Source organism: Bradyrhizobium sp. LA6.1 (genome assembly GCF_040547805.1).
In the GTDB taxonomy this organism is placed as follows: Bacteria; Pseudomonadota; Alphaproteobacteria; order Rhizobiales; family Xanthobacteraceae; genus Bradyrhizobium; species Bradyrhizobium barranii.
In genome coordinates this window covers 611,811-624,345 of record NZ_JBEPQK010000003.1, presented here as the reverse complement: position 1 = coordinate 624,345, position 12,535 = coordinate 611,811, and the positions used below count along the sequence as shown (strand labels likewise).

The 12,535-nt window shown below is 64.5% G+C and carries 16 protein-coding genes and 1 pseudogene; 15 read left to right on the top strand and 2 right to left on the bottom strand.

Annotated elements, in window-relative coordinates:
* Positions 1–150 precede the first annotated feature (150 nt).
* The 9 genes and pseudogenes from ABIB99_RS10160 to ABIB99_RS10120 all read left to right on the top strand — a co-directional run bounded on the left by ABIB99_RS10160 (position 151) and on the right by ABIB99_RS10120 (position 8,481).
* A complete protein-coding gene (locus ABIB99_RS10160; protein ID WP_354175685.1) occupies positions 151–951 on the top strand; it encodes a class I SAM-dependent methyltransferase in 801 nt (266 codons plus the stop codon).
* Positions 952–1,449: 498 nt separating this feature from the next.
* Positions 1,450–2,184, top strand: a complete 735-nt coding sequence (locus ABIB99_RS10155) for a tRNA-uridine aminocarboxypropyltransferase (protein ID WP_063983412.1) — start codon at positions 1,450–1,452, stop codon at positions 2,182–2,184.
* A 67-nt stretch (positions 2,185–2,251) separates the two neighbouring features.
* Positions 2,252–3,097, top strand: a complete 846-nt coding sequence (locus tag ABIB99_RS10150) for an ABC transporter permease (RefSeq protein WP_245328437.1) — start codon at positions 2,252–2,254, stop codon at positions 3,095–3,097.
* 163 nt (positions 3,098–3,260) lie between these two features.
* Positions 3,261–4,001, top strand: a pseudogene (locus ABIB99_RS10145) (ABC transporter ATP-binding protein); the annotation flags it as partial.
* On the top strand, positions 3,916–4,320 hold the full coding sequence (locus ABIB99_RS10140; protein ID WP_354175681.1) for a hypothetical protein: 405 nt from the start codon (positions 3,916–3,918) through the stop codon (positions 4,318–4,320). The pseudogene ABIB99_RS10145 and the gene ABIB99_RS10140, both read left to right, overlap by 86 nt.
* Positions 4,320–5,651 carry a phage portal protein gene (locus tag ABIB99_RS10135; RefSeq protein ID WP_354175680.1) on the top strand — a complete coding sequence of 444 codons (1,332 nt, stop codon included), beginning with the start codon at positions 4,320–4,322 and terminating at the stop codon, positions 5,649–5,651. Before ABIB99_RS10140 ends, ABIB99_RS10135 begins: the two co-directional genes overlap by 1 nt.
* A 2-nt stretch (positions 5,652–5,653) precedes the next feature.
* A complete protein-coding gene (locus ABIB99_RS10130; protein WP_354175678.1) occupies positions 5,654–6,514 on the top strand; it encodes a S49 family peptidase in 861 nt (286 codons plus the stop codon).
* 94 nt (positions 6,515–6,608) lie between these two features.
* Positions 6,609–7,952, top strand: a complete 1,344-nt coding sequence (locus ABIB99_RS10125) for a phage major capsid protein (RefSeq protein ID WP_354175676.1) — start codon at positions 6,609–6,611, stop codon at positions 7,950–7,952.
* Between the two features lie 79 nt (positions 7,953–8,031).
* On the top strand, positions 8,032–8,481 hold the full coding sequence (locus ABIB99_RS10120) for a hypothetical protein (RefSeq protein WP_354175674.1): 450 nt from the start codon (positions 8,032–8,034) through the stop codon (positions 8,479–8,481).
* Between the two features lie 127 nt (positions 8,482–8,608).
* Here ABIB99_RS10120 and ABIB99_RS10115 read toward each other — a convergent pair whose 3' ends face one another.
* Together ABIB99_RS10115 and ABIB99_RS10110 are read right to left on the bottom strand one after the other, a co-directional pair.
* Entirely contained in the window at positions 8,609–9,244 is a 636-nt protein-coding gene (locus tag ABIB99_RS10115) for a hypothetical protein (protein WP_354175673.1), read from the bottom strand.
* 5 nt (positions 9,245–9,249) lie between these two features.
* Complete coding sequence (locus ABIB99_RS10110) at positions 9,250–9,714, bottom strand: hypothetical protein (protein WP_354175672.1); 465 nt, start codon at positions 9,712–9,714, stop codon at positions 9,250–9,252.
* Between the two features lie 293 nt (positions 9,715–10,007).
* On the opposite strand from ABIB99_RS10110, the gene ABIB99_RS10105 reads away from it, so the two are divergent.
* The 6 genes from ABIB99_RS10105 to ABIB99_RS10080 all read left to right on the top strand — a co-directional run bounded on the left by ABIB99_RS10105 (position 10,008) and on the right by ABIB99_RS10080 (position 12,529).
* Positions 10,008–10,637 carry a head-tail connector protein gene (locus ABIB99_RS10105; protein ID WP_354175671.1) on the top strand — a complete coding sequence of 210 codons (630 nt, stop codon included), beginning with the start codon at positions 10,008–10,010 and terminating at the stop codon, positions 10,635–10,637.
* A complete protein-coding gene (locus ABIB99_RS10100; RefSeq protein ID WP_354175669.1) occupies positions 10,637–10,948 on the top strand; it encodes a phage fiber-tail adaptor protein in 312 nt (103 codons plus the stop codon). Before ABIB99_RS10105 ends, ABIB99_RS10100 begins: the two co-directional genes overlap by 1 nt.
* Positions 10,949–11,054: 106 nt before the next feature.
* Positions 11,055–11,381, top strand: a complete 327-nt coding sequence (locus tag ABIB99_RS10095) for a hypothetical protein (protein ID WP_354175668.1) — start codon at positions 11,055–11,057, stop codon at positions 11,379–11,381.
* Positions 11,378–11,752 (top strand): hypothetical protein, encoded by a 375-nt coding sequence (locus tag ABIB99_RS10090; RefSeq protein WP_354175667.1) that lies wholly within the window; start codon positions 11,378–11,380, stop codon positions 11,750–11,752. Before ABIB99_RS10095 ends, ABIB99_RS10090 begins: the two co-directional genes overlap by 4 nt.
* Positions 11,752–12,054 carry a hypothetical protein gene (locus ABIB99_RS10085; protein ID WP_354175666.1) on the top strand — a complete coding sequence of 101 codons (303 nt, stop codon included), beginning with the start codon at positions 11,752–11,754 and terminating at the stop codon, positions 12,052–12,054. Before ABIB99_RS10090 ends, ABIB99_RS10085 begins: the two co-directional genes overlap by 1 nt.
* Positions 12,055–12,058: 4 nt before the next feature.
* Positions 12,059–12,529, top strand: coding sequence for a hypothetical protein (locus ABIB99_RS10080; RefSeq protein ID WP_354175664.1), 471 nt, complete (start codon positions 12,059–12,061; stop codon positions 12,527–12,529).
* Positions 12,530–12,535: the final 6 nt, after the last annotated feature.

The window sequence follows — 12,535 nt, the reverse complement described above, 5'->3', positions numbered from 1 at the left end:
GTTCTCATAAAGGCTGTTACTTCTCATTTCTGTCAACAAAGCTCGTTACAGAACGGAGACGGGCGCGGCCTTCGCTCGTCGTGCCGCCCGAAGCTGTTGCATTCGAACGGAATCCCGCCCCGAGAATGTGTGACGTGCTTGGGAAACCTTGTGAGCGAGCGGAAATCGGCTGGCTCGTGTTGCTTTGGAGTGATTGGCCAAATGGCTAATACGGTCGGATCGCACTTTTTCCCGGAGATTGCGGCGGGTGGATTCTCTCGGGTCGATGGCACGATTCAGTTCTGGCAGCGGGTCGGGGCCTTGGTTGGACCGGATTCCGTCGTGCTGGACTTTGGCGCCGGGCGAGGCGCCGGCCAGAGCGAGGATTCGGTCGCCTATCGGCGCAGTCTGCGGTCGTTGAAGGGACGGGTGCGCGAGCTCGTCGGGGTGGATGTCGACCCGGCTGTCACGACCAACAAGGCGCTGGATCGGGCGTTCGTGATCACACCCGACGGAGAGCTTCCGATCGCCGATCACTCCATCGACGTGATCGTATCGGATTTTGTGTTCGAGCATCTCCAGGATCCTGCCAGAGCCGCCCGTGAACTCGACCGCGTGCTCAAGCCGGGCGGCTGGATCTGCGCGCGAACGCCCAACCGCTATGGATACATCGCACTCGCCAACCGGATGATCCCCGACCAGTTGCATGCCCGCATCATCCAGTCGGCCCAGGACGACCGCAAGGGCGAGGATGTCTTCCCGGCCGTCTATCGGCTGAACACTGCCAGCGCGTTCAAACGGCATTTTCCCGCCTCCCGATACGATCTGTATGTGATCCCGTGGGACGCGGAGCCGGCCTACTATTTCGGATCGAAGCTGCTCTATTCGCTGTTGCTAGCGGTTCAGCACTGCACGCCGGCTCCGTTCAAGACGGTGTTGACGGCGTTCATGCGCAAACGCCCCGTGCCGTGAGCCCGACAGCCAAGTCACGTCGGGCTCAAGCCGCCGTACACCTCATTGCGAAGACGGGACGAAAGGCCTTCGAGCGCGGAACGTCACGCAACGCAGGCGCCTTGTAGAAAGATCGTACCCTCCAAGACGTCACCAAGTCCGAGCGATAACGTCATTCGGCGATCAACTGGGGCGTGTATTACGGCCTGACCACCACACTTCATGACCATCGCCTCCCAATCCCCATCCCAAAGCCCATGTCGACGTAGGTGCTCAGTTCTACGACACAGACCTCAGCAAGCCGATTTGGGTCGCCAACGTGGCCGCGAATGGTACTGTGGATTGGAGAGACGCTGCCGGAACGCCGGTCTAGCAGAGCGGTCGACGCGTTCGACATACCGGCGCAACGAGACCGCCTTCGGGCGGTCTTTTTGTCGTGTGCCGAGGTTCGGGGTTATGGCGGCGCCACTCCCGGCAAGAGAGTTGTTGAACCGCCGCTTCAAGCGTATAGCGGCGACCATGTCGAACCCCACAGCCGCCGCGCCGGCCGATCCGATCCCCGAATGCCCGCACTGCCAGAAGCCGATGCCGCTGTGCATCTGCGACAGTGTCACGCCCATCAAGAACCGGCTCTCGCTCCTGATCCTCCAGCATCCGCAGGAGCAGGACAGGGCGCTCGGCACCGCCCGGCTGCTTGCGAAGCACTTTGCCGATGCCACGGTGCGGGTCGGCCTGTCCTGGTCGAGCCTGTCCAAGGCGCTGGCGCGGCCGGTCGAGAACGCCTCGCACTGGGCCGTGCTCTATCTTGGCTCGGCGCGCGCGGCCGATCTGGAGGCCGAGGGCGAGATCCTGGCGCTCAACCGCAAGGGCGAAGTCGCGGAGAACCAGCGCTCGATCCTCGGCAAGCTCGAAGGCGTGGTGCTGCTCGACGGCACCTGGAGCCAGGCCAAGGCGCTGTGGTGGCGCAATCCCTGGATGCTCAAATGCCAGCGCGTGATCCTCAACCCGGCGCATCCCTCCCGATACGGACGCCTGCGCAAGGAGCCGCGGAAAGACGGGCTGTCGACCATCGAGGCGGCCGCGACCATCCTGGCCAGTCTTGAGAAGCGCCCCGATATCGCCGAGACGCTCAATGCCAGTTTTGAACGGATGTTGACGCGCTACCGCGAGGTTCAGGCCGAAATGCCGGAATTGGCGCCAAAACCGCCGGTCAAGGACCGCCGGCGCGGTGTCCGGCGCAGCAAGCGCAGCTGACTCGCGCTTAAATCCTCCGTACGGTTGATTGCCCCGCGCGAGACGGGCGGGTAGAGACGATCGGCCGATGGGCCGCGAACTGTTATCTTCGCAGAATCGGAAAGCCGGAAGCGGAAGGGGCAGTCGAATTCAGGCCGCGGCGAAGGAAATCCTTGCACAGGCGGCGCGGCCCGATCGGTGGGGCACGCTCGCGCTGATGGACATCTCGCTGCGTTACCGGCGCACCGTGATCGGCCCGCTCTGGATCACGCTGACGCTGGCAGCAACAATCGCAAGTGTCGGCACGGTCTACGCCGCACTGTTCAAGCAGGACATCGCCGGTTTCCTGCCGCCCTTCGCCGTCGGCCTGATCGTCTGGACCCTGATCGCGACGACGCTCCAGGAAGGCTCAAGCATCTTCGTGGCGTCGGGCCACTTGATCAAGGCCGTGCCGGCGCCGCTGATCGTGCATGTGCTCCAGATGATCGCGCGCAACGTGCTCATCTTCGCGCATCATCTGGTGATCGTGGTGCTGCTCTACATCGTGATGCCCTGGCCGCTGCATGGGAGCATGCTGCTCGCGGTGCCCGGCTTTGCGATCCTGCTCATCGTTCTGCTCGGCGGTTCGGTCGCACTCGGCATGCTCTGCGCGCGCTTTCGCGATATCGGCACGGCGGTCGTCAGCGGCCTGCAATTCATCTTCTTCCTGACGCCGATCATCTGGACCGAGGACGCCCTGCGCGGCACCGCGTTCTCCTGGCTGATCCGCGCCAATCCGTTCGCGACGCTGCTCGACCTCGTGCGCAGGCCGCTGCTGTCGCAGCCGACCGATCCGGTGCAATGGCTGCTCGGGGCGATCTATGCGATCGTCGTAGCCGTCATCGCCTTCGGCTGCTACGCGAAATACCGCCACCGCGTGGCGTATTGGCTGTGAGGCGCGCATGAGCCTTGCTGCCCACATCGTGCTTCGCAACGTTTCGGTCAACTTTCCGGTGCTGTCGTTCCGCGACCGTTCGCTGCGCAGCCGGTTCGTCAGCGCGGTGACGCTGCGCCGGACGCGGGCTGTGCCGCACATCGTCTCCGCGCTCAACGACGTCAGTCTCGACATCCGCGCCGGCGACCGCGTCGCCATCATCGGCGCCAACGGCGCAGGCAAGACCACGCTGCTGCGGGTGCTCGCCGGCATCTATCATCCGACCGCGGGCAGCGTGGACGTGCTCGGCCGCTGCCTGTCGCTGTTCGACCTGTCGGCCGGCTTCGACGAGGAGGCCACGGGCTACGAGAACATCGTGCGCCGCGGGCTCGTGATCGGCGCGCGGCGCTCCGAGATCGATGCGCGGCGGGCGGAGATCGCAGAGTTCACCGAGCTCGGCGACAGGCTCGACCTGCCGCTGCGGACCTATTCCAGCGGCATGATGCTGCGGCTGATCTTCGCGGTCGCAACCGCCGTGGAAGGCGAGATCGTGCTGCTGGACGAATGGATCGGCGTCGGCGACCAGCAATTCCGCCGGAAGGCGCGGCAGCGGCTCGACGAGATCGTGGCCCGTGCCGGCATCCTGGTGCTGGCCTCCCACGACATCGAGCTGATCCAGAGCACCTGTAACCGCGCGATCCTGCTCGAGGAGGGGCGGATGGGCCGATCCGATCGTTCTGCAGCGGCGCAAGGAGATTGCCGCGCAGCTCGACGACTTCGTCAAGGAGGAGTCGTTCAAGATCCTCGACATCGGGGCGGCGCACGCGGATCTCGCAAGCATGGTCGCGACGGTCGTCGCCAGCGGACTCCTGCCCGACAAAAATGCGGTCGGCATCGACCCGAACCGCGCCGCGGCCCTGTTTGAGGCGTTGTTCGGCGCCGGCGTCACCGAGGACATGATCCGCCGGCTGCTCCAGGGGCCGGCGCTGGCGCCGGCGGTCTACGGGCTCGACATCAAGCTCGCCGATGCGACCTATTTCCACGCCGACCAGGCGCTGATGACGTGGGTCGTCGGCAACGCCAAGGTCGAGCAGCGCGGCAACGCCGACATGATCACGAAGCAGGTCGCCGGCCGCGCCAAGATCGACCCACTGATCGCGCTCCTGCAGGCCACCATCCTGATGAGCTGGAATCCCTCGGCCGGCATGCTGGTGACCGGCGCCGATATCCTGACGGTGATTTGATGGGCTTTCTGTCCGGTATCGGTAATGCGCTGCGGGTGATGGCCGACTCGATCGACATCACCAAGCCGCGCGACGAGTGGGACCCGCAATACTGGGGCGCGCTCGGCGGAGGCATGTCGACGGCTAACGTCGTGGTCAACGACCGGAGCGTGTCGGGCCTCGGCTCGGTGCAGTCCGTCCGCTATGGTATGTCGTCGTCCCTCTCGACGCTACCGGTCTCGGTCTACCGCAAGGGCGCCAAGGGCTCGCGCACAGCGCTGCCGGACCATCCGTTGACGCGCCTGCTGTCGGCGCGGCCGAACCGCATCACCAAGCCGGGCGAGTTCATCTCCGAGATCGGCTGGCACCTGTCCTACTACCGCAACGCGTTCGCCCGCATCCTGCCGCCCGGCGATGGGCTCGGTCCGGAGCCCTACGGGCTCGGTGGGCTCGACATCCTGCATCCGCGCCGCCTGGCACAGATCGAGCGCCGCTATGACGGCCACCTTTACTACACGTTCAATCCGCCGGCGACGATCGTACAGAACGCCTCGCTGGCGCCGGAAACCTATCGCGATGACGAGATCTGGCATTTGCGCGGCAACCCGCTGCGCGAGGACGGATTGCTCGGCGAGCCGATCTGGGAAACAGCACGCAACGTGTTCGCCCGCGCGATCGCCGTGCACGAGTACGGAGACATCTGGTTCGCCAATTATGGCGGCACGGGTGGCATCATCGAGCACCCCGGCACCTTCAAGGACAAGGACGCCGAGCGCGATTTCCTCGACACCTGGCGCCGCAACGGCACCGGCCGCAACCGCCATCGCGACCGGCTGCTCAAATACGGCGCCAAGTACACGCAGCTGAAGGTCACCAATTCCGAGGCGCAGCTGCTGGAAACCGAGGATGCGGCCGATACCGCCGTTTTCGGCCTGTGGAGCTATCCGCCGCACCGCGCCGGCCGCCTCAAGCGGTCGACCAACAACAATATCGAGCAGCAGTCGCTCGATTTCGTCATCTACTGCCTGGCGCCGCTCGCGATCGCGATCGAGCAGGCCGCCGAGGGCGATTTGCTGCTCGACAACCCCGCGAATGACCTGTTCGTCGAGTTCAATTTCGCGGGCCTGCTGCGCGGCGATCTCAAGACGCGTTACGCCGCGTACCTGATGGGCCGGCAGGGCGAATGGCTCTCCGCCAATGACATCCTGCGGTTCGAGAATATGCCGCTGCGGACCGATCCTGGCGGCGACGACTACAAGAACCCGCTGACCAAGGATTCCGGCGCCGCAGATGGCGCCGGCGCAGACGAAAATCCCGGTCAGCAGTCGGACACCGGCGACCAAGGAGAATGACGATGAAGGATGAGCGCGCCGAATTGCGCCAGGTCATCGCGCAGATCACGTCGATCGACGCCGTCGTGTCGATCGAGATCTCCGCAATCCTCAACGGCCTGTCGAGCATTGAGGCGCGCGAGGCCGCGCTCGCTGCGACCACGCAGACAGTTGCGACGCAGCCGAGCAAGATCGCGCTGATCGGCGTTTACGGCGGCCTGACGCCACGCGGCTCCTGGTATGGGTCGAGCCTGTCTGGCATCGCTGCGAGCGCAACGCGCGCCGCTGACGATGCCGATGTCGCCGGCATCATCGCCGACGTCGACGGCCCCGGCGGAACAGTGTCTGGCACGGCGGAGGCGGCTGCGGCGTTTGCCTACGCGGCGTCAAAAAAGCCCGTCGTGGCGGTCGTCAACACGCTCGCCGCATCGGCGGCCTATTGGATCGCCTCGCAGGCGTCCGAACTGGTGATCTCGCCGTCGGGCGATGTCGGCTCGATCGGCGCGATGATCATGCACCAGGACATTTCCGGCTGGCTCGAGCAGACCGGACTGAAGATGACGCTGATCCGGTCCGAGCAATCTCCGATGAAGAACGAGGCTCACCCGTTTGCGCCGCTATCGGATGGCGCGCGCACCTTCCTGCAGGGTCGCGCCAATGCCGCCGGCGCCGATTTCGTCAAGGCGGTCGCTGCGGGGCGCAAGGTCTCGCAGGCCAAGGTCAAGGACGAATTCGGCCAGGGCCGCGTGTTCGGCGTCAAGGAAGCCATGGCCCGCGGCATGGTCGACCGCGTGGCGACGCTCGACAGCGTCATCGCCGGCATGGTCGCTGGCATGCCGTCCCGCGCGGCCTCGCGCCGGCGCTCGGCGCTGATGTTCGACTAGCGTTTTCCGAAAGATTTCGGTTGCCCACCCGCGTCGCCGGACAGCGGGAGTGCGGGCTCTCGGTCCGGCGTCATCACAGGAGAAGGTTGATCCCATGAAGGATCTTAAGAAGCTGCGCCAGGCCCGCGCCGAAAAGGCGAAGGCCGGCAAGATTGCCCTGGACAAGCTCAATGCGATCTTGGGGAACGCCAACGCGACCGATGCCGAGAAGGCCTCGATCGCGGCCCTCGAGGCCGAAGTCGACGGGCTCGAGAAGGAAGTCAGCCAGCTCGACGCCGATATTGCCGCTGAGGAGAAGGCTGCGCGCCGCGCTTCGCTGTTCACCTCGACGGCTGTGGCGACCGCGCTGGCCGTTTCGGCCTTCAGCAACCCTGCGCTCGCGACTGTCGTTCGCGATAGCGATCCGGCGCGGACCGCTGGCTTCGCCAGCCTCGCCGAGTTTGCCGTCTCCGTCCGCAACATGGCGGTCGGCGGCATCGTCGACCCGCGTTTTTCGGCGGCCGCGACTGGCTATCAGCAGAACCAGGGCTCGGCGGGCGAGGGCGTTCTCGTCCCGACCGAGTGGCGCGAGGCGATCTGGTCGCTGGTGTTCGACAACAACGACCTGCTCGGCTTTTGTAACCCGGAGCCGACTCAGGGCAACACGGTCGGCATCATCAAGGATGAGACCACGCCGTGGGGCGCCTCCGGCGTCCAGGCGGCCTGGCGCTCCGAAGGCACGCAGATGCTCGCAACCAAGGCGGCGTTGACGCCGACCATGATGCAGCTGCACGAGTTGTTTGCCTTCGTGCTGGCGACGCAGGAAGTCCTCGACGACGCGCCGCGGCTGCAGAACCGCCTGACCGTCCAGGCCGCGCGCGCGATCCGCTGGAAGGCCTTTGAAGCGGTGATGTGGGGCGACGGCAACGGTAAGCCGCTGGGCTTCATGGCCTCGCCCGCGCTGGTCACTGTGACTAAGGAATCCGGCCAGGCGGCAGCGACGCTCGTCACGGCCAACGTGCTGAAGATGGCGTCGCGTCTGCTCGAGATGGACGGTGGCAATCCGCAGTTCCTGGCGAACCGCGACACCATTCCGCAGCTCGGCACGCTGCAGATCGGCAACAATGCGGCTTGGCTGCCGGTCAATGGGGCGCTCACCGGCGGCGGCATCCGCAAGGGCGGTATCCTGCTCGGCGAGCAGCTGTCCTACAATGAGCACTGCCAGACGCTCGGCACCAAGGGCGACATCGTCCTCGCCGATCTCTCCGGCTACGCACTCGCGACCAAGCAGGGCGGCGGCATCGACTTCGCGGCGTCGATCCATCTGTTCTTCGACCAGAACGTCCAGGCGTTCCGCTGGATCTTCCGGGTCGGCGGCCAGCCCTATCTCTCGGCGCCGGTCGCGGCGGCCAAGGGCAACAGCACCAAGTCTCATTTCGTCTGTCTCGAAAACCGCTAACGCGCGGCTCGCCGTGCGGGCTCCGGCCCGCCCGGTTTCGTGCCGTTGTCCTTAACCTTCCAGAACATAGGGAAAGCAAATGTCTGGACCTGCATTGAAGCCGTCGCAGCGCGTCGGCATCGTCGGTTTCATCAGCCCGGTGTCGCAAGCTGCTGGCACCGTCACTTCGGGGTGGATGGATGCCACCACGTTCCACAACTTCATGGCCGTGCTGAAAACTGGCGTCCTCGGCGCGTCCGCGACCGTCGACGCCAAGCTGCAGCAGGCGACCGACAATACTGGCACCGGCGCCAAGGACGTCACCGGCAAGGCGATCACTCAGCTGGTGAAAGCCTCCAATGACAACAACCAGGTCACGATCGACCTCAAGCAGGAAGATCTCGACTTCAATGGCGCGTTCAAGTGGTTTCGGCTGTCGGTGACGGTCGCAGCCGCGGCTTCGCTGATCGATGCGACGATCTTCGGTTTCGATGCGCGCTATGGGTTCGGGACCGACAATGATGCGGCCTCGGTCGTCCAGAACGTCTGATCCGTCGTCGCTTGGCGGCCCGGCGTTCGTGCCGGGCCGCGCTCACTCGACCACCGGCCAACTCGAGGGCGGCGGTGGCGGTACTATCACCAGCTTCTAGTCGCCCGACTGCAGGATCGATCTTTGGTCAGTCGCTCGGTGGATCAACTCTTTGTTTCACAGTTCCGCTTGTGACCCAGTCGGGACGTAGCTGAAGAGCGCGCTCGCGCAGAGTGGCTCCCCATCTGAAGAGATAGTAACCCTGTACAAAGTTCCTGTTTTCATGGCGATAGCGCCATTGAACGAACGCTTCTGCGCCGCCTCGCAATGCTTGGCGGAACGTTTTCGGAGCATTAGGATCTTCGGGGATGACGGCTCCGAAAATGGCTTGTCCGCTCACCTGAACCGCGATTTCGATGTACTCTTGAGATTCTAGGGATAAAGCCCCGAACAAATCCTCAAGATCGTGCGACTGCGGCGGTGGCTGAGTTGGTTTCTCGATTTGAGCAATGCACTTGAGATACATCTCATTTGCGAACGCAGATGTCACAACACGGACAACCGCAATGTCCACGTCCTGATGCAGCATCATCGGCCTCCTCAATAGAAGCTCGACCTTGAAGAAAGCGTCTCCCTGGCGCAGCAGTTCGAGAGGGTCAACAACCTGAGGCTTCGGCTTTTTCTGCTTCGTCCGCGGAGGCAGAGGGTTCTTCTTCTCAGCATCAAGCTGCCGAAGAAACGCGAACGGGTCTCGGAAGGGCGGCAGCCGTCTATCGTTCATCAAGCAGTCTACCTCAAGTTGGTTCGATGAAACTTCGCGCGCAGACGACGCTTTTTCCGCTTGGAATTCTTGTGTTTATGATCTGAGACGCTGGCATCGACTGGAGCAAGCTGCGGCTGGCCAGATACACCCTGATTGATGGTGATCTGGTTTATCGTTGTCGGCCCATATTCAACGTGAGTGGTGGAAGAGTGGGTTCCGCTCGGGTGAAGGGCCTTCGTCATCTCGACGATGAACCAGAGCAGCAGTAAGAGCGCGCCGAGCGAGTTGCTCTTGCCCATTGCCTGCAAGACCGGCTTGAGAGTTGGTGCCAGTTCACCAATTGCTTCGATCGCCGCCGCGGGATCTGCCTTCCCGGAGCGCGCCTCCTCAATCATTCTGCGGATGCGGTCTAGGATCGGCCCGCTGCCTATGGCGTCGGTGATGGTAAGCACACCATCGCGGATGTCGAACGCGCCATCGATCATCTCCATTGGATGCCCCTTGGTGCAAGCTGACCTGCATCGATCGAGGAAGATCGTGGCTCGGCCGCCCACAACGAAGCCGCTTGGGAAAAGATCATTGCAGATCGGGCAAAACGCGGGAATTCGAATTGTCGTCATGTGGTTGCTCGCCGAAAAGGAGCATCGTTCACGATCGCCAACTGCGAGTCGAGTCGAAGTTGCGATATGTCCACTATGCAGGTTCGCCGCCCACTTCTCTCAGGGCAGTAAACCCCAACCCCGGCCCGCGCGAGCCGCTGATCGCGCAAAGGCAAAATCCCACCATGCTCCGCATTGTCACGCCTCCGGCGAGCTACCCGGTTTCCGTCGCGGAAGCCAAGGCGCAGTTGCGCATTGCAAGCGGCGATATCAGCAATGACGTGATGGTCGAAGCGCTGATCCCGGCCGCGACCAAGTTCTGCCAGTCCCTGGTGCAGCGCGTGTTCGTGCTGCAGACGCTGGAATGGGTGCTACCGTGCTGGCGGTCGTCGCTCGACCTGCCGATCGCGCCCGTGCTCGCCGACCAGGTCGTCTCGATCAAATTCGTCGATTGGGCCGGTGAGACGCAGGTGACGCTCGATCCGTCCGCTTATGTGCTCCAGACGATCGGCGGGCCGGGCGTGCGCATCGTCCCGAAGCTCGGCACCTGCTGGCCGCTGCTGTTCGCGCGGTCGCCGGAGCCGGTCGTGGTCAGGTTCGACGCCGGCTATGAAGATCCGGCCGAGCTGCCCGGCAACGTCAAGGTGGCGATCCTCCTGATGTTGCGCCATCTCTACACCATGGGCGAGGCCAGCTTGACGTTGACCAGCGACACCGTATTCGGCGTCGGCCAGCAGCAATTCGCGGTGCCGGCCAACCTGCAGACGCTGATCCCGGACGCGGTCCGTAATCTTATGCTGGACGAGGTCTGGTGATGTCCCGAACCGTTGTTCTGCTGCAGCGCACCGCGCGCCATGTCTGGCCGCCAAAGGACCCGGCCGAGCGCCGTATCGTGTACGCGGTCGATTGGACCCCGCGGCTCGCCGAGGGCGATGCGCTGGCCAGCTCGGCTTTTGAGTTGCCGGCCGGCCTGGTCGCCGAGAATGCCGCCAACACGGCGACCGTCGCCAGCGTGCAGATCTCAGGCGGCGCGGCCGGGCATGCCTATGAGATCATCAACCGCGTCACCACGGCCAAAGGCGCCGAGCTTGAGCAGGCGATCCGGCTGCGGGTCAAGACGCGGTGATGGCGTGGATGTCGCCGCGCTGGTTCTGGTCGCACATCTACGGCTGCGGCTGCGGCGGTTCCTGGTCGCGATCGAGCGCGATCCGTCAATCCTGGAGGGCTTAGACATGAATCGTTCCATCAAGCGGCCGATCGAGCTGGCCGGCTTCTCGTCGCGCCTGGCGCGGGCAGAGAAGCAGGAGGCCGATCTCTCCGTCACCGGGAAGCGTTACGATACCGTGCTCGACGATATCGACGACCAGCATGCCGCGCTGGTCTCGCATGTCGGTTCGCTGGAGAACCAGCGCGCGGCGCTCGACAAGGTCATCGACCGCATGACGGCGCGGAGCAATGGCGGCCCAAACGATGGTGGGGACTCCTCGCACGGCTCGATCGGCGACGGTGACGTCGGCCAGGTCATCACGTCGACGACCGAAGGGACTGACGGCGAATGACGCCCGATCAGGCCCTTGCCAGTCATCGCAGGATGCTGTTGCAGGTCGGCGAGGCCATCACCGTGCGGCGCTATGCCGGAACGGGCGCTGGCCGTGCCGCGACAGAGGCGGTCGCGCAGGGCCGCGTCATGGGCTATCTGCCGAAAGAGATCGTCGGCGCCGTCCAGCAGGGCGACCGCAAGGTCATTCTGCTGAATGATCCTGCGGCCGCCGTTCCCTCCGGCAAGGTCGCGCTGTCGACGCTGCTTCCGCTCGACAGCGACGACAGGTTGGTGGTGCGCGGCGCCGAAGTCGCAATTCAGGGTGTCGACGACTCGACGCGCCGGATCGCCGACGTCCTGGTCGCCCTCGAGATCCAGGTGCGCGGCTGATGGGCCAGGTCTTTGACGAGGCGGACTATCGCCGCCGGCTCGAGGCCGCGCAGAATGAGATCTCGACCGCGACCGAGCTGCGTTTCATTGCCAATGGGGATCTGCGCGGCCTCAACGCCGCCAAGGCGCATCAGGAAGCCAAGCAGGCGGCGCTGCGCCAGGCTCGCAAGCAGATGCTGCAGGCGATCGATGCGGCGCGGCGCGATCAGGCCCTCAACGGCCTGGTGCCGACCGAGGTCGAGGAAATCGTCACCGGGCCGTCTGACGAGCTCGTCAAGGTCGACAGCAGCATCGGCAAATGAGCCCATGCGGATCATCGTCCGTTATCTGGCGATGCAGGACATCGTTGATTTCGCGCTCGCCACGCTGCGCGAGCGGTCGCCGGTCGGCTCCGGTGATGACGAGCATCCCGGCCTCTATCGCGACAGCCATACCGTGTTTCTCAACGGTCAGGTGGTCCAGGGCGGCGACGTCGCGGCGTTCCGGCCTGGCGACCAGATCAACATCTCCAATCCGGTGCCTTATGCGCGCAAGATCGAGATCGGCCGCCTGACCATGTCCGTGCCTCCGCATATTTACGAGGACACCGCGGTGATGGTTGCCGGCCGCTATGGCAACCGCGCGGCCGTCAAGTTCACCTTCATGCCGGTGCGGTTCGGCGGCATCGCGGCCTTTGCGGCGTTCTCAAAGCGGCTGCGGCCTGGCCGGCGGATGTCGGAGAAGGCGCGGCAGGATTGGCTGTCGCGGCAGCCGGCGCTGGAAATCCGGGCAAGGTAAGCAATC